The organism is Pseudomonas mercuritolerans (genome assembly GCF_025706525.1).
GTDB lineage: Bacteria > Pseudomonadota > Gammaproteobacteria > Pseudomonadales > Pseudomonadaceae > Aquipseudomonas > Aquipseudomonas mercuritolerans.
On the sequence record NZ_JAMSHA010000001.1, the window covers coordinates 1 to 20,925 of the forward strand.

At 61.3% G+C, this 20,925-nt stretch carries 17 protein-coding genes; 8 read left to right on the plus strand and 9 right to left on the minus strand.

Features of this window, described 5'->3' with window-relative positions; all coding sequences use genetic code 11:
• Window positions 1-291 precede the first annotated feature (291 nt).
• The 8 genes from ND528_RS00005 to ND528_RS00040 form a co-directional block, all read right to left on the minus strand.
• On the minus strand, window positions 292-1,716 hold the full coding sequence (locus tag ND528_RS00005; RefSeq protein WP_263469274.1) for an ABC transporter substrate-binding protein: 1,425 nt from the start codon (window positions 1,714-1,716) through the stop codon (window positions 292-294).
• Window positions 1,717-1,927: 211 nt separating this feature from the next.
• A complete protein-coding gene (locus tag ND528_RS00010; protein ID WP_263469275.1) occupies window positions 1,928-2,173 on the minus strand; it encodes a 4Fe-4S dicluster domain-containing protein in 246 nt (81 codons plus the stop codon).
• 27 nt (window positions 2,174-2,200) lie between these two features.
• On the minus strand, window positions 2,201-3,931 hold the full coding sequence (locus tag ND528_RS00015) for a fumarate reductase/succinate dehydrogenase flavoprotein subunit (protein WP_263469276.1): 1,731 nt from the start codon (window positions 3,929-3,931) through the stop codon (window positions 2,201-2,203).
• A complete protein-coding gene (locus ND528_RS00020; RefSeq protein WP_016774450.1) occupies window positions 3,928-4,680 on the minus strand; it encodes a GntR family transcriptional regulator in 753 nt (250 codons plus the stop codon). Before ND528_RS00020 ends, ND528_RS00015 begins: the two co-directional genes overlap by 4 nt.
• A gap of 216 nt (window positions 4,681-4,896) precedes the next feature.
• Window positions 4,897-5,862 carry a Gfo/Idh/MocA family protein gene (locus ND528_RS00025; RefSeq protein ID WP_212616160.1) on the minus strand — a complete coding sequence of 322 codons (966 nt, stop codon included), beginning with the start codon at window positions 5,860-5,862 and terminating at the stop codon, window positions 4,897-4,899.
• 9 nt (window positions 5,863-5,871) lie between these two features.
• A complete protein-coding gene (locus ND528_RS00030) occupies window positions 5,872-6,759 on the minus strand; it encodes a Dyp-type peroxidase (protein ID WP_137213410.1) in 888 nt (295 codons plus the stop codon).
• A 74-nt stretch (window positions 6,760-6,833) separates the two neighbouring features.
• The gene (locus tag ND528_RS00035) at window positions 6,834-7,571 is read right to left on the minus strand and encodes a DUF72 domain-containing protein (protein WP_263469277.1); all 738 of its coding nucleotides are present in this window, start codon (window positions 7,569-7,571) and stop codon (window positions 6,834-6,836) included.
• Window positions 7,572-7,581: 10 nt separating this feature from the next.
• Window positions 7,582-9,369 (minus strand): thiamine pyrophosphate-requiring protein, encoded by a 1,788-nt coding sequence (locus ND528_RS00040; RefSeq protein WP_263469278.1) that lies wholly within the window; start codon window positions 9,367-9,369, stop codon window positions 7,582-7,584.
• Between the two features lie 181 nt (window positions 9,370-9,550).
• Here ND528_RS00040 and ND528_RS00045 point away from each other — a divergent pair, with 181 nt between their 5' ends.
• The 4 genes from ND528_RS00045 (at window position 9,551) to ND528_RS00060 (ending at window position 14,882) form a co-directional block, all read left to right on the plus strand.
• A complete protein-coding gene (locus tag ND528_RS00045) occupies window positions 9,551-10,054 on the plus strand; it encodes a cupin (protein ID WP_212616158.1) in 504 nt (167 codons plus the stop codon).
• A gap of 230 nt (window positions 10,055-10,284) precedes the next feature.
• Entirely contained in the window at window positions 10,285-11,124 is an 840-nt protein-coding gene (gene yghU / locus ND528_RS00050) for a glutathione-dependent disulfide-bond oxidoreductase (RefSeq protein ID WP_263469279.1), read from the plus strand.
• A 269-nt stretch (window positions 11,125-11,393) separates the two neighbouring features.
• A complete protein-coding gene (locus ND528_RS00055; RefSeq protein ID WP_263469280.1) occupies window positions 11,394-13,562 on the plus strand; it encodes a TonB-dependent siderophore receptor in 2,169 nt (722 codons plus the stop codon).
• A gap of 126 nt (window positions 13,563-13,688) precedes the next feature.
• Window positions 13,689-14,882 (plus strand): GAF domain-containing sensor histidine kinase, encoded by a 1,194-nt coding sequence (locus ND528_RS00060; RefSeq protein WP_263469281.1) that lies wholly within the window; start codon window positions 13,689-13,691, stop codon window positions 14,880-14,882.
• A gap of 8 nt (window positions 14,883-14,890) precedes the next feature.
• Here the strand turns inward: ND528_RS00060 and ND528_RS00065 are convergent, their stop codons facing one another.
• Entirely contained in the window at window positions 14,891-15,823 is a 933-nt protein-coding gene (locus ND528_RS00065) for a helix-turn-helix transcriptional regulator (protein ID WP_024012697.1), read from the minus strand.
• Between the two features lie 541 nt (window positions 15,824-16,364).
• Between ND528_RS00065 and ND528_RS00070 the strand changes: the two genes are divergently transcribed.
• From ND528_RS00070 to ND528_RS00085, 4 genes are all read left to right on the plus strand, one after another.
• The gene (locus tag ND528_RS00070) at window positions 16,365-17,714 is read left to right on the plus strand and encodes an MFS transporter (protein WP_056785134.1); all 1,350 of its coding nucleotides are present in this window, start codon (window positions 16,365-16,367) and stop codon (window positions 17,712-17,714) included.
• 98 nt (window positions 17,715-17,812) lie between these two features.
• On the plus strand, window positions 17,813-18,505 hold the full coding sequence (locus ND528_RS00075) for a fumarylacetoacetate hydrolase family protein (RefSeq protein ID WP_263469282.1): 693 nt from the start codon (window positions 17,813-17,815) through the stop codon (window positions 18,503-18,505).
• Between the two features lie 34 nt (window positions 18,506-18,539).
• The gene (locus ND528_RS00080; RefSeq protein WP_263469283.1) at window positions 18,540-19,298 is read left to right on the plus strand and encodes an SDR family oxidoreductase; all 759 of its coding nucleotides are present in this window, start codon (window positions 18,540-18,542) and stop codon (window positions 19,296-19,298) included.
• 31 nt (window positions 19,299-19,329) lie between these two features.
• Window positions 19,330-20,286 (plus strand): 2-hydroxyacid dehydrogenase, encoded by a 957-nt coding sequence (locus ND528_RS00085; RefSeq protein ID WP_263469284.1) that lies wholly within the window; start codon window positions 19,330-19,332, stop codon window positions 20,284-20,286.
• Window positions 20,287-20,925 lie beyond the last annotated feature (639 nt).

Here is a 20,925-nt window from a genome sequence, read left to right on the forward strand (position 1 = left end):
AAAACCAGGCAAGCCGCATCCCGTTTGAAATCTGTCGAAAAATATCGTCTGGTCATATCACACCTCGTCGCTGGGCGTAGATTACCGCCCTTTAGAAGTGTCCAGAATCATTAAGCCAGATCAGGTCAGTCCCCTCTCCCTCCGGGAGAGGGTTAGGGTGAGGGGCTTTTGATCTTCAGCGCTTGCAGACCTGAGTTCGACTCGATATTTCACGTCGGCGTATCTCTCACAAACAACTCGGTCAGTCCCCTCTCCCTCCGGGAGAGGGTTAGGGTGAGGGGCTTTTGATCTTCAGCGCGCAGCAACAACCTGCGCAGTGGCATCGCTGAAATCGAACACCTTGCCACCCTGCGCCGCAGCGTATTGCTGGGCCTGGCCCTTGAGCAGGAATGCGCTGAGGCGGCCCTTGCCGTCGCTGGCAAACCACGCCTGTTCAGCGAGCAGCTTGATCCCGCTGTCACTGGCCTGCGCATACACCGCACGAATGTTCTTGCCCTCCTGCTTCAACACCGCCAGCGCGGTGAACGCCGCTTCAGCCGAACCGTAACGGCGGACTTTTTCCTCGCCACGCACCCAGATCTCCGCAACATGGCTGAAATCGGTAATGGCTTTGCCCGCCGCCGCATCCACACCCGGCAACGGCGTCTGCGCGTAGTTGGCCAGTTGCGCGGTGTAATCGAGGTTCGAAGCCTTGAAGGCAGCGCGGATGTATTGGTCGTCGATGAAGCTGTTCAGGTCGAGCCCGCGATCGGCTTTCTTCAGCAGCTTCAGGGTATCGATGGCGGTACCGACGGCCTGGCGATATTCAGGCTTCCAGCTCAGGTCACGGGTCTGTACACCGAGCGGGCCATGGAACAGGTAGTTGACCTCGGCATCGACACCGGTGACTTTGGCGATCAGTTCGCTGTACTTCTCCGGTTCGGCGGCGAGCAGTTGGTTGGCTTCGATGCTCGCACGCAGGTAGGCGACGACGATTTCCGGGTACTTTTTGGCGTAGGCCTGATCCACCAGTGCGCCATGGAAAGTCGGCGCGTTGGCCTGGGCGCCGTCGTAGATCTTGCGGGCGAAACCACGGCTCGGGAACAGCTCGGCGAAGGGCACGAAATCGGCGTGGGCGTCGATCTTGCCGGCCTGCAATGCCGAGCCGGCGACTTCCGGTGGCTGGGCGATGATGTTGACATCCTTGAGCGGGTCCCAGCCCTGCTCTGCCACGGCGCGCAGCAACATGCCGTGAGCCGTCGAGGCGAACGGCACCGAAATGGTCTTGCCCTTGAGTTCGCTCAGGCTCTGCACCGACGAAGCGCTCGGCACGACGATGCCGTTGCCGCTGCCCTTGATGCTGCCCGACAGCACGCTGATGAACAGGCTGTGCTTGCCCGCCGTTTCGAATGCCACACCGTTGAACGCACCGGGGAAATCGGCCATGGCACCGAAATCGAGTTTGCCGGCGACCATCTCATTGGTCAGCGGCGCGCCACTGGTGAAATTCTTCCACTGCACGTCGTACTTCGCGTCTTTGTAGGCGCCATCGTGGGGCAGGTATTTTTCCAGCAGACCGAGTTCACGGATCAACAGGCCGCCGGCGGCGCAGTTGATGGTGGTGTCCTGGGTGCCGATGGCGATGCGGATGGTTTCGGCCGAGGCCGACAAGGTGAACGAAGCCAGGACCAGCCCAGCAAGTGCTGCACGCAACATAAGTGTTTCCCCTCGAATCATTGGTTTGAAGTTCGTCTCCGCCGCGATCGGGGCGCGGTGGGAAACGAGGGGTGTTTTGCATTCAGCGTCCGGGGTTCACCGGATGGCTATTGGATAATCACAATTGCAACGTGGGAGCGAGCCTGCTCGCGAAGGCGGCGGGTCAGTCACCATCATTGTTGAATGAACGATTGCTTTCGCGAGCAGGCTCGCTCCCACAATGGATTTGGGGTCAACGCAATAAATAGGGGATGTCGACTTTCACCGCCCCCGTCGGGCAATCCTTCTCGCACGGCATGCAGTACCAGCATTCATCGAACGCCATGTAGGCCTTTTGCGTGGCCGGGTTGATCGCTAGCAGGTCCATCGGGCAAACGTCGACGCACACGGTGCAGCCCTTTTCCGCGATGCATTTGTCCTCGTCGACGGTGACCGGCGCGTTGGAGCGGTAGAAGATTTCCTGAGCTTGATAAGCCATGGTTCGGACTCTCTGAAAAATGATGTCTCAAGCGGCGAAGGCGCCGACCCGCAGGCGGTCGTAAGCCTGCATTTCCTCGGCGTCGAGCGGGATGATGTAAGGCTCGACGGCCTTCTTGAAACTGGTCATCTTGCCGTCCTCGCCCTTCTTCAGATGGCAGTGGCAGAACCACTCGGCGTCGTTGCGCTGCGGATAATCGACGCGATAGTGGTACAGGCCCCAGCGGCTTTCGGCGCGGAACAACGAAGCGCGGGCGGCCATTTCGGCACAGTCGCGGATCACGCTGGTTTCCATCGCTCGCATCAGTTCGTGAGCGTTGTTGGCTTTCATCTGCTCGAGATCGCGCTCGATGTCGCTGAAGCGTTGCAGGCCGATCTGCATTTTTTTGGTCACTTTCGGCGGTTGCAGGTAATCGTTGACGAAGCGCCGCAGCTTGTACTCGACCTGCGCCGGCGGCAGACCGTGTTCGCGATCGAGCGGCGCGTAGACCCGGGCTTTCTCCTTGGCGATCTGCTCGCTGTCCAGTGCGGAAAACTCGCGGCCGGCAACAAAGTCCGCGGCGTTGTGCCCGGCGAACCAGCCGTAAGTGAACGCGCCGAGCATGTAATTGTGCGGCACCGCAGCCATGTCGCCGGCCGAGTACAAGCCCTTGACTGAAGTCTCGGCACGCTCGTTGACCCACACGCCGGACGCCGAGTGGCCGCTGCAAAAGCCGATTTCCGAAATGTGCATTTCAACCATCTGCGTGCGGTAGTCGGTGCCACGGTTGGCGTGGAACTGGCCACGGCTCGGGCGCTCGTTGCTGTGCAGGATTTCCTCGATGTTCTGGATGGTTTCCTCGGCCAGGTGATCGAGTTTGAGGAACACCGGGCCGTTGCCGCTTTCCAGTTCCTGGTGAAATTCCCACATCATCTGTCCGCTCCAGTAGTCGCACTCGATGAAGCGTTCGCCCTTGTTGTTGGCGGTGTAGCCACCCAGCGGGCCGGTGACGTAGGCGCAGGCCGGGCCGTTGTAGTCCTTGATCAACGGGTTGATCTGAAAGCACTCGAGATTGGCCAGCTCAGCGCCGGCGTGATACGCCATCGCGTAGCCGTCGCCCGCATTGGTCGGGTTTTCGTAGGTGCCCATCAGGTAGCCCGACGACGGCAGACCCAGACGTCCAGCCGCGCCGCAGGCGAGAATCACCGCTTTGGCCTTGATCACATGGAAGTCGGCGGTGCGGCAATCGAAGCCCATCACACCGTTTACCGCGCCCTCCTCGTCGGTCAGCAAACGCGTGCAGACCAGGCGATTGGTGATGCTCACCCGCGCACGTTTCAACTGCCGATACAGGACTTTCTTGATGTCGTGCCCTTCCGGCATCGGCAGCACATAGGCACCCATGTGGTGGACCTTTTTCACCGCGTAGTCGCCGGTCTCGTCCTTCTCGAATTTCACGCCCCAGCGGTCGAGTTGTTCGATGGTTTCAAAACTGTGCGTTGCATAGGCGTAGACCGCCGCCTGATTAACGATGCCGTCGTTGGCGATGGTGATTTCCTTGGTGTACTGCTCTGGCGTCGAATGGCCGGGGATGATCGCGTTGTTCAGGCCGTCCATGCCCATGCTGATCGCGCCGCTGCGCTTGACGTTGGCCTTGTCGACCAGCAACACGCGCAAATCGCGGTTCTTCTCCTTGGCCTTGATCGCTGCCATCGGCCCGGCCGTACCGCCGCCAATCACGACGATGTCGTATTCCTGTTCTAGAACGTTGCGGGTCATGCCTGCTCCCCTTTCTGCCGGTCGATCCGCAGGCGGTACTGGAACGCATCGCCACGGTAATAAAGGTGTTCGAAGTCCAGCGGCTGGCCCTGGGCATCATGGGTCAGGCGCTCGATGCGCATGATCGGCGAGCCCGCTTCGACGTTGAGCGCCTGGGTCAGGTCGCTATCGGCCAGCACTGCGTCGATGGCCAGATCGGCGTGGCCGAGGGCGATGCCGCAGTCGTTTTCCAGAATCAGAAAGATGTCGCGGGTGACCAGATCAGCCTTCTCCAGCCGTTCGCCGACGGCTTTGGGCAGGTAGGTAATTTCCAGCGAAATCGGCTCGCGGTTGATCAGGCGCACGCGTTTGATCTGCGCGACGATCTCACCTTCGGCCACCTGCAGACGCTCGGCGACACGCTTGTCGGCCGGAATGAATTTGAAACTGCGCAGGCGGTTGATCACCTCGTAACCGCGCCCGGTCATCGACTCGGCGAGGCCTTGCAGGCTGCTGACGTTCTGAAAGGTTTTCGGCTTGGCGACGAAGGTGCCCTTGCCGTGGATCTTGAAGATCAGGCCTTCCTTTTGCAGATCACCGAGTGCCTGGCGCACGGTGATGCGGCTGACTTTGAACAGCGCGCCCAGTTCGCTTTCGGAAGGCATCTGACTGTCTTGCGGGTATTCGCCGTCGAGAATCCGCGCACGGAGCACGTCGCGCAGTTGGGTGTGCAGCGGAACGCTACTGAGGGAGAGAACGTTATCGGTCATCGCGGGATCACTTGTCATAACGAGTTATGACGTGATCTTAGGGAGGTTATGACGAGGTTGAGAAATATTGTTTGGGCATAACCTTAGATGCGCGTTGCGCCGGCAAAACCTGTGGGAGCGAGCCTGCTCGCGAAAGCGGTGTGTCAGTCACCCAAAATACTGACTGACAGAATGCTTTCGCGAGCAGGCTCGCTCCCACAGGGGATCGTGAGCTATTCAGCGTTTGAGGATCCAGTCCATGACCCAATCGGTCTTGACGGCTTGCTCGGCCACGGCGGGATGCTGTGAATCACCACGAATATGCGCATTCATCCCCAGCACGTGATGCCACTGAATATGCTCGTGATGGGCAATCTCCAGGCTGATCTGCTCATCGGCAAACAGCTGCACCGGATGCTCGTCAAACACGGAAAAACCGATGCGCCCCTGGCTGCCGATAATCTCGACCCGATCTTCACGCCGGTCCGCAACAAAGTTCCAGCAGCCCATGCCTAGCGCCCCGGAGGCGAATCGCCAAGTGGCGCTGACCGCATCTTCCGCCGCGTACAACCCCGCCTGACGCGCGGTGAAACCGGCGACTTCAACGATGTCGCCAAGCAGGTACTGAAACAGGTCCAGGCCGTGGCTGGCCAGGTCGGCAAAGTAGCCGCCGCCCGCCACCGCCGGGTCGGTGCGCCAATTCTCCCGACCTTCAAGATCAGCCGGCGACGGTGCTTTGGTCAGTGTCCAGCTCAGATGGCGAACCTCGCCGATGCGCCCCTCCTCCAGCCATTGCCGCACCTGGGCAAAGCGCGGCAGCGAGCGGCGGTAATAGGAGACGAACAGGTGCAGACCGGCAGCGGCAAACGCTTGCTGCATCTCGCGGCTTTGCCCGGCGTTGAGCGCCATGGGCTTTTCCACGCAGCAATGCTTGCCGGCGGCGGCGACTTTCAGGCTGTAGGCGTGGTGGCTGTCGGGTGGCGTGGCGATGTACACCGCATCCACTTCGGGATCGTTGATCAGCGCATCGACATCGGTATAGACGCGGCTGATGCCGTGGCGCGCGGCATAGTCGGTCACCGCTTCGAGACGTCGGCCCATCACCGCAACCAGCGCCGAACCGGGCGCCTTGTAAAAGGCCGGTCCGCTCTTGCGTTCAGCGACACTGCCGCAACCGATCATGCCCCAGCGCACCACGTTCATATGCAGTCCTCAGCCGATGCGCAGCGCGCGCAGATCAAGGCGTCCGTCCTTGAGCGGCGGGCACCAGTAGTAGCCGCCGGTGATTGGTCGGCTGATCTGATACAAGCCATCGGCAATACCGTCCTCCAGACCGCTCATGCGCCGCAGCTGTGCTTCGAAGGCATCCAGCGAAAAGCCGAAGGCGAGGAACATCAAACCGGCACGATCGCCTTCAATCCATGGCATCGAGCGGCGCACGACGAACGCTTCCGGCGCGAAGCTCTCTTGCGCGGTGCGTTTGACGTGGGCGGAGATCGGCGCGTCGTCGATTTCTTCGTTATCGCTCAAGCGCCGTCCCATGATGTCGTCCTTGGCGCCGGCAGACAGGCGATGAAAACCCTTGAGGTCGTGCTGCCACTGCTGGATCGCGGCGAAGCTGCCGCCGACCAGTCCGTCCGCGCCACTGCTCAGCAGCGCGGCCGCGACAGCGGCGTCATCGTGAGGGTTTTCCGTGCCATCTTCGTAACCGGTGAGGTCGTGGCCGTCCATGTGGCGGAAGGCTTCCTGCATCTCGACCAGACGCAAGGCCGGGGCCAGCGCGGCTTCGATAGCGTTGCAGCGGTTGAGCAGCTCGCCACGGTCGACACCGTGCAGCCAGATCCACAGGGCATGCTGGGTCGACGGGTTGTTCACGCCAACGCCGGTCAGCGCCGGGAAGCTGCGCAGGCCAGCGATTTCGACATTCAGCGCCTTGGTCAACGACTCACCAAAGCCAACCACCGCCGACTTGCCATCCACCAGCATCAGCAGGTTGTCGATCGCTTGCGGCAAGGCTTCCACCGACGCCAGGGCGAAAAACAGATGACGTGCTTGCGCAGGAACAGGGGTAGCGAGAATGCCCGGCTGGTAGTAACTCATGTGAACTCCTTGAAAAAGTGCGCGGAGTTTACCTGTAGCCGGATCGTTTGTGTGGGTGGCGAGAGCGTCGTCGTTCAGCGTTCACCGCCTTCGATCAACGCCCTCAAAGCCAGCGCATCGGCCGTGGCGGCACCGCTGGCGGTGTTGTCGAAGATGCACCAGATGTCTCTGCCGTCGGCCTTCGCGCGCCGCAGGTTCTGAGCAAGCTGTTGCAGATAGGCCGCTTCATAAGCGCTGTGATAAATCCGTGGCGAGCCGTGCAGGCGCCAATACTGCAGGCCTTGCCAGCCACCCGGTGCGGTGTCGCTGCTGATCCGCGAGGGATCGACCACCGCCTGGGCAATCTGCAGATCCACCAGCACTGCCTCAGCCTCAGTCCAAGATTCGTGTCGCGGTTCCAGCACCACACTGCCCTTGAACCGCTCGCGCAGGGCATGAAAAAAAGCCTCGGCGACCGGTGCCTCAAACGCCAGTTTCGGTGGCAGTTGCATCAGCAGGCAGCCGAGTCGATCACCCAAGCCCTGGCACTGTCCGAGAAATTCATCGAGCGCGGCCGCGCTGTCCGCCAGCCGCTGTTCATGGGTGATGAGCTTCGGCACTTTCACTGCAAAGCGAAAGTCCGGTGCTACCGAGTCGGCCCAGCGTTCGTAGGTCTGACGCCGATGCGGGCGATAGAACGAGCTATTGATTTCCACACAGTTGAAGCGCGCGGCGTAGCGTTGCAGGTGCGTGCCCTCGGCGGGGAATGCCGGCCAGTGCTCGCGCCCGAGACTCCAGCCGGCGCAACCGATGAATATCGCTGGTTCGTTCAAGCGCCCACCGTCATTTCTTCCCGGGCAACACGGCGCCCAGTACCTGCTTGGCGGTTTGCATGATCACCCCGGCTTCGTCCGGGTCGCCCTTGAGCAGGGTCGTGGCGAATTTCTTCGCTTGCTCAAGCTTGATGTGCGGTGGCAGCGGCGGCACGTTCGGGTCGGTCTTGAATTCGATCAGCACCGGCACTTCCGAGGCGAGTGCCTGTTCCCACGCAGCGGCGACCTCTTCTTCACGATCAACGAAAATGCCCTTCAGACCGATGGAAATCGCGAACAGGTGATACGGCACATCGGGAATGCTCTGCGACGCTTCGAACTTCGGATCGCCCTCCATCACCCGCTGCTCCCAGGTGACCTGGTTGAGGTCTTCGTTGTTGAACACCGCGCAGATCCATTTCGGGCTCTGCCACTGGCGCCAATATTTGGCGACAGTGATCAGCTCGGCCATGTTGTTCATCTGCATCGCGCCGTCGCCGACCAGGGCAATGACCGGGCGTTCCGGGAAGGCGAACTTGGCCGCGATCGCATAGGGCACCGCCGCGCCCATCGAGGCCAGGCCACCGGAAAGTGAGCATTTCATGCCGCGACGGATTTTCAGGTCGCGGGCGAACCAGTTGGCGCAAGAGCCAGAGTCGCTGGTGATAATCGCCTGCTCGGGCAAACGCGGCGACAACTCGTAGACCACTCGTTGCGGGTTGACCGGATCGGCTTTGGCCATGGCGCGTTTTTCCAGAGTTTTCTCCCAACTCCCGCGCCAGCCTTCGATCTTCTTGCGCCATTTGTTCGAGGTCTTTTGTTCCAGCAGCGGCAGCAACGCGGCGAGGGTTTCCGCTGAATCACCGACCAGATTGACCTCCATCGGATAACGCAGGCTGAGCATGTCCGGCTGCAAGTCGATCTGCACCCCGCGCGCCTGGCCTTCCTTGGGCAGAAACTCGGAATACGGGAAGCCCGAACCGATCATCAGCAAGGTGTCGCACTCGCTCATCAGCTTGTAGCTGGGCTCGGTGCCGAGCAGGCCGATGCTGCCGGTGACCCACTGCAAATCGTCAGGTAACACTGCTTTGCCCAACAGCGCTTTGGCGACACCGGCGCCGAGTTTCTCCGCCACGGCGATGACCAGATCGGTCGCCTCCAGCGCACCGGCACCGACCAGAATCGCGACTTTCTCGCCGCTGTTCAGTACCTCGGCGGCGCGTTGCAGATCGGCGGCATAAGGAACGACTTTCGGCTTGCTGTAACCGACCCCGGAATGCGCGGTGCCATGGGCGCGCGCCGGTTGCTCGTAAGGCAGATCCTGCAAGTCATTGGGCAGAATCAGCGCGGTGACGCGGCGCTCGCCGACCGCAGTGCGCACCGCGCGATCAAGCAGATGGCGCACTTGCGACGGCGCCGAAGCCTGCTGCACAAACGCACCGGCGACATCCTTGAACATCGACACCAGATCCAGCTCCTGCTGGTAGTGACTGCCCAGCGCCGTGCGCGCCTGCTGACCGACAATGGCCAGCACCGGCATGTGGTCCATGCGCGCATCGTACAGGCCGGTGATCAGGTGCGAGGCGCCGGGGCCGGAGGTGGCGATGCAAACGCCCAGCTCGCCGGTGAACTTGGCGTGGGCCGAGGCCATGAACGCGGCCATTTCCTCGTGCCGTGCCTGAACGAATTCGATCTTGCCTTTGGCCCGGCTCATGGCGCCGAACACGCCGTTGATGCCATCCCCCGGATAACCAAAAATCCGCGTGACGCCCCATTCGCTGAGCCGCTCAACCAGAAAATCACCAACTGTCATCGTCATCTTGACCCTCGCCATTTACCGCTGCATGGACATGTAAGGGTCTGGACAGCCCGCTGCGCGATGAAGTTTCGCTGGATTTTCCGGGTATCAATTTCGGCGCCGTGTTTGCGCGGGAATGATTTTTTGAGGCGATTGCCCTGCGCTGCGGTCGACTGATAAATCGAGCGAAGGAGGATTGGCCATGACTGAAGTGCAAACCCTGCTGCTTCAACGCAATGACTGGGTGCCGAACAATCCGCGTCTGCCGGTGCTGATCTACCGCAGCGCGATTGCCGTTGAAGGCGACGATCCGGCCGCGCGCTTCGAGCAGACGTTCGGTGCCAATGGCTGGCCGGCGCAGTGGCGCTACGGCATTTATGACTATCACCACTACCACACTGAAGGCCACGAAGTGCTTGGCGTGGCGGCCGGTCAGGCGCGGTTGATGTTGGGCGGGCCTGACGGCCAAGTCGTCGACGTCAGCGCCGGGGATGTGCTGTTGCTGCCGGCCGGGACCGGGCACTGCAATCTGGGCTCGAGTGAGGATTTTCTCGTGGTCGGTGCTTATCCGCCGGGGCAGCAGGCGGATATTTGCCGGGCCGCGCCGAGTGATGCGCAGTTGGCGCGGATTGCGGGGCTGGCGTTTCCTGAGACAGATCCGGTGCAGGGACTCGGGGGTGCGGTTGGGCGGTATTGGAGCCATTAGGCGCGGCGACCCTGCCGACGCTTTCGCGAGCAGGCTCGCTCCCACAATAAATACGGGTGAACCCTGTTTCTCTGTCCAATACATACCCCTGTGGGAGCGAGCCTGCTCGCGAAGGCGGCAGATCGGCTTACATCATTCAATATGAATAACCGCACTCACCGCTGGCACCCGCCGGAAATTTTCCCTACGGTGTCTACCTGTTCTCTCCCAGCATCGACGAGGTCCGTTTCATGAGCAATGCGTCTTACGTTCCGCCCAAGGTCTGGAAACACGAAGCCCCGTCCGGCGGCCACTTCGCCAGCATCAACCGGCCGATCGCCGGGCCGACCCATGACAAAGAGCTACCGGTCGGCAAGCATCCGTTGCAGCTGTATTCGCTGGCCACGCCCAACGGTGTCAAAGTCACCATCATGCTCGAAGAGCTGCTTGCACTCGGGCACAGCGAGGCCGAATACGACGCGTGGCTGATCCGCATTGGCGAGGGCGATCAGTTCTCCAGCGGCTTTGTCGAAGTCAACCCGAACTCGAAAATCCCGGCGCTGCTGGATCGCAGCGTCGAGCCGCCGATCCGGGTGTTCGAGTCCGGTTCGATCCTGCTGTATCTCGCGGAAAAGTTCGGCGCCTTGCTGCCCAAGGATCCGGCCGGTCGCACCGAAACCCTCAACTGGCTGTTCTGGCAAATGGGCTCGGCGCCGTATCTGGGCGGCGGTTTCGGGCACTTCTACGCGTATGCGCCGGAGAAGCTCGAATACCCGATCAACCGCTTCACCATGGAAGCCAAACGGCAGCTGGATGTGCTCAACCGCCGTCTCGCTGATAACGCCTATCTGGCCGGCGACGATTACACCATCGCCGACATCGCCGTGTGGCCCTGGTACGGGCAACTGGTGCGCAACAACGTTTACTCGGCGGCGGAATTCCTCGCGGCGCACGAGTACGCCCATGTGCAGCGCTGGGCCGAAGAAATCGCCAAGCGGCCAGCGGTTGTACGCGGGCAACGGGTGAACCGTACCTGGGGTGATGAAGAGACTCAGGTGCCGGAACGGCACGGTGCGCAGGATCTGGACTGATTTCAAAAAACCGTATAACCCTGTGGGAGCGAGCCTGCTCGCGAAAGCGGATTATCAGACAACGCATCTGTTGAATGACCCACCGCCTTCGCGAGCAGGCTCGCTCCCACATTTGCGTCCGAAGGCCATCGAATCCAATTGTGAAAAAATCATTAACTAACTGACTCGTACGGGTTTATTCCCCCGGAAACTTCCGACATACTAATGCGAATAATTCTTACATGCACTCGCATTAGTTTCGTTTGGGTAAATCTTGGGGAAGCAGATAGATGTCGTTTCACACCATTCACCGCCGCTCGAACCTTTCACCTAACCTCCTCGCAATCGCCATCGGCATGGCCAGCATCGCTCCTGCGTTGGCTGAAGAAACCGCAGCCACTGCGCCCACCAATGGCCCGCTGGAACTGCAAGCGACCGAAATCGGCGCCACGCAGATGAGCAGCACCACCGAAGACACGCAGTCCTACACCACCGGCCCGATGCAGACCGCGACCAAGCTGTCGCTGACCATGCGCGAAACGCCGCAGGCGGTGACGGTGATCACTCGCCAGCGCATGGACGACCAGAACATGACCAGCGTCAACGACGTGGTGCGCGGCACGCCGGGGCTGTTCCTCAGCGAGGCCAGCGGCCCGGGCCGGCAGACTTACAAGGCGCGCGGTTTCGACATCGACAACATCATGTACGACGGTCTGCCCAGCTCGTATTCGCCGTTCACTTTGGCAGTGCAACCGAATCTGGCGATGTTCGACCGGGTGGAAATCGTCCGTGGTGCGACCGGCCTGGTCACCGGTGCCGGCAACCCGTCGGCGGCGATCAACATGGTGCGCAAGCGTCCGACCGCTGACCAGCGCGTGACCCTCACCGGCGCCGCCGGCAGCTGGGATGACTACCGTGGCGAAGTCGATGCCTCCAGCCCGCTGAACGACAGCGGCACCCTGCGTGGCCGGGTGGTGACGTCGTATCAGGGCGCCGACAGTTTCCGCGACAAGGAAGAAAACGATCACGGCCTGTTCTACGCCATCGGTGAAGCCGACCTGAGCGACAGCACCACGGCGACCCTCGGTTTCTCCCGGCAGAACGATCAGACCAACTATTTCTGGGGCGGCCTGCCGATCGGCGAAGACGGCCACCACCTCGACCTGCCCCGCTCCACTTACCCGGGCACCGACTGGGAAAACCGCAAGCTGCAAGTCGACACCGTATTCGGTGAAGTCGAACACCGTTTCGACAACGACTGGAAACTGCACCTCGGCGGTTCGACCTCAACCCTCGAGGGCGAATTCTCCGGCACGTACCTGTCGCGCTACGACGGCCCGCTGGAAACCACCGCCTACCAATCGCACCACACCGACAAGCAACGCGCCTTCGACGGTTTCGCCAGCGGCCCGTTCGAAGCGTTCGGCCGCACCCACGAGTTGGTAGTCGGCGCGAGCAATCGCGTGTACGACGCCACCACCAAGGAATACGCGCCCTACGACACCGGCCTGCCGATCGCCGCGCCCAAGCCTGACTTCGTGCGCAGTGGCAAGTCGCGCAACGTCACCACCCAGGACGCGGTTTACCTGACCACGCGCTTGAGCCTGGCCGATCCGCTGACGCTGATTCTCGGCAGTCGTCTGGACTGGTATGACTACGACGATCGCAGTGCCGACGGTGACTTCAAGGTCACGCGCAACCTGACCCGTTACGCCGGCCTGATCTACAAACTCGATGACCATCACTCGGTTTACGCCAGCTACACTGACATCTTCACTCCTCAGACCCAGAAGGACCTCGGCGGCAAAGTGCTTGAGCCGATCGTCGGCGAAAACTACGAAGTCGGCATCAAGGGCGAATATTTCAACGGCGCACTGAACGGCAGCGTGGCGGTTTTCCAGATGGACCAGACCAACCGCGCCACCCAGGCGGCGACCCAGCTCGGCTGCCCGGAACTGACTTGCTACGAAACCTCCGGCAAGGTTCGCGCTCAGGGCGTGGACATGGAGCTGCAAGGGGCACTGACCGAGCAATGGCAAGTCGGCGCCGGTTACACCTACACCCGCGCCCACTACCTCAAGGACGAAAACCCGGCCAACAACAATCAGAAATTCGACACCGACATGCCCGAGCACCTATTCAAGGTCTCCACCGTGTATCGCTTCAAAGGCCCGCTGGAAAAACTGCGCGTGGGCGGCAACGTCTACTGGCAGAGCCGCATGTACAACGACATCGCCCTGGCCAATGGCGGCAGCTATCGTCTCGAACAGGGTGGCTACGCGGTCACCGACCTGATGGCCGGTTACGAGGTCAACAAGCACCTCGACCTGCAGGTCAACGCCAACAACATCTTTGACCGCAAGTACTATTCCTCCATCGGCACCGACGTGACCTGGGGCTCGACCGACAACTACGGCACGCCGCGCAGCTACATGATGACGGCCAAGTACAAGTTCTGAGCGATAGCGCTCAGCAAGCACCACACAGGGCGCCGGGAGTTTTCCCGGCGCCCTTTTTTGCAGGTTCATTAGGCAAGGCCGGTAATTACCGATAGTCTCTGGCGACACTTTCGCGAAGCACCGGCCATGCCCCAGACAGATTTCTCCTCCGACCTCGAAGCCATCGGCAGCATTGACGCTGTGCCGGTGATCCTGAGCATGGTCAAGCATATGACCGGCATGCGCTTCGCCGCCGTAGCGCGGGTCACCGCGAGCAAGTGGATCGCCTGCGCCGTGGATGATTCGATTGACTTCGGCCTGTTGCCCGGCGGCGAACTGGTGCTGGAATCGACGATTTGTCATGAGATCCGTCAGCACCATCAGCCGGTGATCTTCGGCCATGCCAGCCAGCACCCGCTGTTCTCCACGCATCACACGCCGAAAACCTACGGTCTGGAAAGCTACATTTCCATTCCGATCATCAAGGCCGATGGCGAGTTCTTCGGCACGCTGTGCGCCATTGATTCGGTGCCGGCGAACCTCGACGACCCGGCCATCGAAAAGACCCTCACCCTCTTCGCCCAATTGATTGCGATGAGCCTGGATACCCAAGGCCATTTGCACGCGACCAAAACCGCGCTGGCCGATGCCAACGAAATGGGCCGTCTGCGCGAACAATTCATCGCCGTACTGGGCCATGACTTGCGCACGCCCCTCAGCGCCATTCGCATGAGCGCCGATCTGCTGGAAAGCAAAGTCGAGGACAAGCGCTCGCGCACGCTGCTGTCAGCGATCCGCACCAGCTCGGTGCGCATGGGCGTGCTGATCGAAAACATCCTCGACTTCGCCCGGGGTCGGCTCGGCAGTGGAATTCCGGTACAGCGCAAACTGGTCGATGACTTGCAGCAAACGCTGCGCCAGACCCTTGAAGAAATCCAGGTGGCGTACCCGCAGGCGAAATTTATTGATTCGCTGGAGGTGCCGGCCGGGGTCTATTGCGACCCGCTGCGGATCAGCCAGTTGTTGTCGAATCTGCTGGGCAACGCCGTGACCCACGGCTCCACCGCCGAGCCGATCTTGCTCAAGGCGTTTGCCGAGGGCGACGAGATCGTCATTTCGCTGACCAACCAGGGCACGCCAATCCCGCCTGCGCTGATGCCACTGCTGTTCGAACCGTTTTCCCGTTCCGAAGCAGGCCAGCGTCATGAAGGGTTGGGACTGGGCTTGTACATCGCCGGGCAGATTGCCAATGCGCACAACGGCACCTTGAGCGTGACGTCCGACCGTGAAACGGGCACCTGTTTTGTCGCGCGCTTCCCTGCCCGCTTCAAGTGGGTCTGAGCGCCGTTCTAAGTATTCAGTGGCGTCTGCGGCGTGTCGGGGTTGAGCTGGCGGCGGCGGAACTGCCCCGGTGGCTGGCCATGAATCTGGCGAAACCGCCGGGAAAAATAGGCCTCATCGGCGAACCCGCACAACCGCGCCACCTCGCCCACCGAGCGCGTACTGTTGAGGAGGAAGTTGCGCGCCGCGTGCATGCGCCGCTCCAGCACCAGCTCGGTGAAGGTCTTGCCGATCTCTTTGCGCAGCCAGTGCGTCAGGTAGGTCGGTGACAGATAGGTCGCAGCGGCGACTTTGATCAGGTTGAGATCAGGATCGGCGATGTTCTTCCGCAAATACTCGAACATGCGGCTCAAGGCGTCGCGACGACTGTTCTCGGCAGCATTCTCTTCCGCCAGGCGCTTGAGCGGCTCGGCGTAGAGAAAACACACGCTACCGATCATCTGCAGCAACAAGCCCTTGAGCATTTCCCGCGTGCCGAACTGACGGTTCTCATCGAGTGCGCGCATCTGTTCGATCAGGCCGCAGACCTGAGCGAAATCCTCATCGCCCAAAATGAAATCCAGATGTTCCTGAAAGCGGAACGGCGACAGCTCAGGCGCGAGCAGGATCGACACCTCTTCCAGATCCATCGGGTCGCATTGCAGATGCGGCAATAGAAACGTCTGGGAAAAATTGATGACGATGAAATTACTGTCTGCGGGATGCGGAATCACATGCACGCGGTGCGGCAGGATGAACGCCAGAGTGTTGCGCGGGAATGGCCGCTGGACGCTGCCGATGTGCTGCACGGTGTCGCCACCGAGGTTGATCTGGATCTGGAAGTACTCGTGCCGGTGCGGCGCGGTTTCGGCGCGCCGACCCTTTTTGTCGCGAATGTAGAAATCGGTCAATTCGCTGCGTTGCTGCATGACGTAAGTCGGGATACGGCTGGGTGAAGACATGGGCAGAAGGTCCTCCGGGCAGTGAGGTAGCGCCTGTCATCTTGCAGGGTTGGGCGGTGGGCGGCAATGAGTCATACGATGACGTTAGCTTTTTTGAAAGAAGCCACGCCATGTGCCTGTCCAAAAACCGCATTATTATAAAAATACAATTAGTCGTTATTTTTCATACGCTTGGGAGTTGAATCTGATCTTTATTCTCAAGACAAATCGTATTTATCTTTTTGGACACGTTCGCCAAACCCACTTTTTTCAAGAAAAAACGTTCTAACCCATCGGTTGATTTAGAACCGTTGTACGACCACTGTAATGACCAACGCAGCCCAACCTCTTTCAAAAACAATCAAAGGTGCGCACGTCATGATCCTGCTATTTCCCCTCGCCGCCCCGCCCGACCTCCCCTTGAAATCAATCGCACAAAGACGTTCCTGAACGTCTGAAACCCGCGCTGCAAGCCGTCCGATTGCCTTGCCCCACACGTTGCGGGCAACGGCATCGGCTGCTCGAAAAATCTCGACTCTTCTAACAATAACGAGGTCTCCGCATGTCCAACTCCCACTCTTCCAGTGCCACGGTGCCGCCGGTGATAGCCGGTGCACGCGATGCCGTTTCGGCGCAGCGCCTGCCTACGCGGCGGCGCTGGTTCATGCTGTCGTTGCTGCTGATCGCGACGATCATCAATTACATCGACCGGGTGAACATCTCGATCGCCGCGCCGTTCATGGCCAAGGACCTGGGCCTGGACAAGATCGAGATGGGCCTGATCTTTTCCGCGTTCGCCTGGACCTATGCCTTGGCGCTGGTGCCGGCCGGCTTCATCGCTGACCGGTTTGGCTCGCGCTTCACCTACGGCGTTTCGCTGATCAGTTGGTCGACCGTCACCGTTTGCCAGGGTTTCGCCACGGGGTTTGCCTCGCTGTTCGGCCTGCGCCTGGCGGTCGGCGCCATGGAAGCCCCGGCTTTTCCGGCCAACAGCCGCGCGGTGACGGTGTGGTTCCCGGCGCGGGAACGCGGGATGGCCAGCAGCATTTACGTGTGCGGTCAGTACCTCGGCACAGCGCTGTTCACCGGCGCGCTGTTGTGGCTGGCGACCACTTTTGATTGGCGCCACGTGTTCTACAGCACTGGCGCACTCGGCATCGTCTTCGGTGTGCTGTGGCTGTACCTGTATCGCGATCCGCTGAACTGCAAGAAAGTCAGCCAGGAAGAATTGAAGTACATCGAAACCGGCGGTGGTCTGGTCAAGAGCAGCCAGGAGCGCACCCGCTTCAACTGGCGGCAGATCGCCGAGCTGTTCAGCTATCGGCAGATCTGGGCGATCTGCATCGGCAAGTTCGCCAGCACCTCGGCGCTGTACTTCTTCCTCACCTGGTTCCCGACCTACCTGATCGAAGAACGCAAACTGACCATGATCAAGGCCGGGATCTTCGCCGTGCTGCCCTTCGTCGGTGCGACGGTGGGGATTCTGCTGGCCGGCATCGTTTCTGACCTGCTGATCCGTCGCGGCTACTCGATGTCGTTTGCGCGCAAGTTGCCGCTGGTGGTCGGTTCGATGCTGGGCATGTCGATCGTGCTGGTCAATTTCACCGACTCCAACCTGATCTGCATCGCCGTGCTGACCATCGCGTTCTTCGCCCAGGGCATCGCGTCCTCGTCGTGGGCGGCGGTATCGGAAGTCGCGCCGAAAGAGCTGATCGGCCTCACCGGCGGCATTACCAGCCTGGCGGCGAACATCGGCGGCATCGTCACGCCGATCGTGATCGGCGCCATCGTCCACGCCACCGGCACCTTCGCCTATGCCTTCTGGTTTATTGGCGGCGTCGCGCTGATCGGCACCCTCTCCTATTCGTTACTGCTCGGACGCCTGTATCGCATCGAGCTGAAGGTGCGCTGAGGCAAGAACCCGGATTTGTCCAAACGCAGGCGGCTTTCGTCCAACTTCACCGACGCCAGCCGCCGTACGCTGCCCTTTCAAACAGGATGACCCGCAGGATGAACATGACTGAATACGTCTTTACCCCGGATCTGCCGGTGACCTTGCCGGTACTCGGCACCGAGCAGCGCTTCCCCGTCGGCCGGGTGTTCTGTGTCGGCCGCAACTACCCATGGCCGGACACTCAAGGCCAGTCGCGCCAGCCGCCAGTGTTTTTCATGAAACCGGCAAGTTGTGTGGTCGATGCCATTGGTGACGTGACCTTCCCGTCAGTGTGCGAAGACTTCGTTCACGAAATCGAACTGGTCGTGGCGATCGGTGAAGGCGGCGCCAATATTCCTGAAGATCAGGCTCTGGCCTACGTGTGGGGCTACGCCGCCGGCCTCGACCTGACCCGCCGCGACGTGCAACGCGCAGCCAAGAGCAACGGCCTGCCGTGGGAAGGCGCCAAGGTGTTCGACGGCGCCGCGCCGATGACTGCCGTCGTCCCGGTGAGCCGCAGCGGCCATCCCGAGGGCGAGTTGTGGCTGAACGTCAACGGCGAAGAACGCCAGCGCGACAACCTCGACAGCCAGATCTGGTCGGTCAGTGAAGTAATCGCGCGCATCTCGCAATCCGTGGCCCTGCGCGCCGGCGACCTGATCATGACCGGCAGCCCCGCCGGCGTCGACAGCCTGCAACCGGGCGACGTGATCAGCGCTGGCATAGACGGCATTGGCCACCTGGAAATGCGCGTCGGCCCACGGCCCTGATTCCAGCGGATTGAGAAAAAAGGAGAACAACAATATGACGACCTCTTTGAAAGTTGCGCTGGTCACCGGCGCCGGCAGTGGCATCGGCCGCGCTGTGGCGCTGGGCCTGATGGCCGACGGCTTCACCCTCGTGCTCGCCGGTCGCCGGCCCGAGCCCTTGCAAGCGCTGGCCGAACTGGCGCTGAGCCAGGGTCACCAAGCACTGGCGGTACCCACCGACGTGCGTGATCCGGCCAGTGTCGACGTGCTGTTCGCGACCATTGCCGAGGTCTACGGGCGCCTCGATGTGGTCTTCAACAACGCCGGCGTCAACGCCCCCGCCGTGCCGCTGGACGAGCTGACCTTCGAGCAGTGGCGCAACGTGATCGACACCAACCTCAACGGTGTCTTTCTCTGCGCTCGCGGCGCGTTCGGGCTGATGCGCAAACAACAGCCGCAGGGCGGACGAATCATCAACAACGGTTCGATTTCCGCACACACACCGCGTCCGTTCAGCAGCGCCTACACCGCGAGCAAACACGCCGTGCTCGGCCTGACCAAATCCCTTGCGCTGGACGGCCGCGAATTCAACATCGCCTGTAGCCAGATCGACATCGGCAATGCCCTGACGGAAATGTCGGTGCGCATGACCAAAGGCGTACTCCAGGCCAACGGCAGCATCGCCGTCGAACCGATGGTCGACGTCAAACACGTCGCCGACGCGGTGCGCTACATCGCCGGCCTGCCGCTGTCAGCCAACGTCCTGAACATGACCGTCATGGCCAGCGCCATGCCGTTTGCCGGCCGCGGTTGAGCCGGCCTTTTTATTGCGTAACGAGGTAGCCATGAAGCCAGAAATCCTGCAACTGAGCCCGATCCTGATCCCGCAAATCAACGCGCGTCTGGACGAACTGTTCACCGTACGCCGCTACTTCCAGCAAGCGGACAAACCCGCCTGCATAAAGGAACACGGCGCCAACATTCGCGGCGTCATCACTGGCGGCCACACCGGCATCAGCCAGGCGCTGATGGCGCAACTGCCGAACCTGGAAGTGGTCGCGGTCAATGGCGTCGGCACCGACGCCGTCGACCTGACCTACGCCCGCGATCGCGGCATCCGCGTCACCGCCACCATCGGCGCCCTCACCGAAGACGTCGCCGACCTCGCCATCGGCCTGCTCATCTCGGTCTGTCGCGGCCTGTGCACCAGCGACCGCTACGTACGCTCCGGCCAATGGCCACAAAGCCCGACCCCACTCGCCCCGCTGCCCTTGGCCCGACAAGTCTCCGGCATGCGCATCGGCATCGTCGGCATGGGCCGCGTCGGCCGCGCCATCGCCACCCGCGCCGCCGCCTTCGGCTGCCCGATCAGCTACACCGACCTGCAACCGATGAGCGACGTCCCTCACACCTTCGTCGCCGATCTCAAACAACTGGCCCGCGACAGCGACGCCCTGATCCTCGCCGCCGCAGCGGACAAGGGCGAAGCGATCATCGACGCGCAAGTGCTGCGAGCGCTGGGCAAGGACGGTTATCTGATCAACGTCGCCCGGGGCAAACTGGTGAACGAAGCGGATCTGGTTGCCGCGCTTTCGGCTGGGGAAATCGCCGGGGCTGGACTGGATGTGTTTGTCGATGAACCGAATGTGCCTGAAACGTTGTTTGCTAATGAACAAGTGGTGCTGCAACCGCATCGGGCCAGCGCAACATTGCAGACTCGCACGCGGATGGGGGAAATGGTCGTGGCGAGTCTGGTTGATACGTTTGCGGGGAAAGTGCCGGTTGGGTGTGTGACCGGGTGAATGGTTGTTTGGGATAGGCTGCAGATTGCGTTGAGTCAGTGAAATCCAGCCCCCTCACCCCAGCCCTCTCCCCCCAGGGGGCGAGGGGGAAAGGGAGCCGATCTTCGTTGAATCCAAGAACGAGCTCGACGCAGAGTCTCAGGTCGGCGCATCTTCAACAAACACCTCGACCAAGTCCCCTCTCCCTCTGGGAGAGGTTTAGGGTGAGGGCCGTCCCTGGAGAAACCGGATCGCAAGACAAAAGAACACTCCCCAATCATCATCGTGTTGCCTGATACACAGCCATCGCGAGCAGGCTCACTCCTGCAGTTTTGATCGGATGCATGCAGTGAGAAAACGGTCGGCTGTCAGGCCGCCTTCGCGAGCAGGCTCGCTCCCACAGAAAAGCAAAAGCAGCGCAGCTGCCCGCGGCGAAGCCGCCCCACTCAACAATGAGCGCAAGCTCGAGTAGCTTTTGATCCTGGAGCCCGTCGGCAGGCTGAGTGGAGGGATTGATCCGGGGGTGGGAGCGCAGCGACCGTCTGGCGCAGCCAGACACAGCGGAAGGAGGTGCAGCGGAGCAAACCGTAGCCGCTGCGCCCGGATCGATCCCGGAGCGAAGGAACCCCGAGCCCCAGCGAGCGGGCCGAACGTCAGGGC

Excerpts from the sequence above, each read along its gene's own strand:
- ND528_RS00005 (WP_263469274.1), bottom strand. The coding sequence starts at position 1,716 with ATGATTCGAGGGGAAACACTTATGTTGCGTGCAGCACTTGCTGGGCTG.
- ND528_RS00010 (WP_263469275.1), bottom strand. The coding sequence starts at position 2,173 with ATGGCTTATCAAGCTCAGGAAATCTTCTACCGCTCCAACGCGCCGGTC.
- ND528_RS00015 (WP_263469276.1), bottom strand. The coding sequence starts at position 3,931 with ATGACCCGCAACGTTCTAGAACAGGAATACGACATCGTCGTGATTGGC.
- ND528_RS00020 (WP_016774450.1), bottom strand. The coding sequence starts at position 4,680 with ATGACCGATAACGTTCTCTCCCTCAGTAGCGTTCCGCTGCACACCCAA.
- ND528_RS00025 (WP_212616160.1), bottom strand. The coding sequence starts at position 5,862 with ATGAACGTGGTGCGCTGGGGCATGATCGGTTGCGGCAGTGTCGCTGAA.
- ND528_RS00030 (WP_137213410.1), bottom strand. The coding sequence starts at position 6,759 with ATGAGTTACTACCAGCCGGGCATTCTCGCTACCCCTGTTCCTGCGCAA.
- ND528_RS00040 (WP_263469278.1), bottom strand. The coding sequence starts at position 9,369 with ATGACGATGACAGTTGGTGATTTTCTGGTTGAGCGGCTCAGCGAATGG.
- ND528_RS00045 (WP_212616158.1), top strand. The coding sequence starts at position 9,551 with ATGACTGAAGTGCAAACCCTGCTGCTTCAACGCAATGACTGGGTGCCG.
- yghU (WP_263469279.1), top strand. The coding sequence starts at position 10,285 with ATGAGCAATGCGTCTTACGTTCCGCCCAAGGTCTGGAAACACGAAGCC.
- ND528_RS00055 (WP_263469280.1), top strand. The coding sequence starts at position 11,394 with ATGTCGTTTCACACCATTCACCGCCGCTCGAACCTTTCACCTAACCTC.
- ND528_RS00060 (WP_263469281.1), top strand. The coding sequence starts at position 13,689 with ATGCCCCAGACAGATTTCTCCTCCGACCTCGAAGCCATCGGCAGCATT.
- ND528_RS00065 (WP_024012697.1), bottom strand. The coding sequence starts at position 15,823 with ATGTCTTCACCCAGCCGTATCCCGACTTACGTCATGCAGCAACGCAGC.
- ND528_RS00070 (WP_056785134.1), top strand. The coding sequence starts at position 16,365 with ATGTCCAACTCCCACTCTTCCAGTGCCACGGTGCCGCCGGTGATAGCC.
- ND528_RS00075 (WP_263469282.1), top strand. The coding sequence starts at position 17,813 with ATGAACATGACTGAATACGTCTTTACCCCGGATCTGCCGGTGACCTTG.
- ND528_RS00080 (WP_263469283.1), top strand. The coding sequence starts at position 18,540 with ATGACGACCTCTTTGAAAGTTGCGCTGGTCACCGGCGCCGGCAGTGGC.
- ND528_RS00085 (WP_263469284.1), top strand. The coding sequence starts at position 19,330 with ATGAAGCCAGAAATCCTGCAACTGAGCCCGATCCTGATCCCGCAAATC.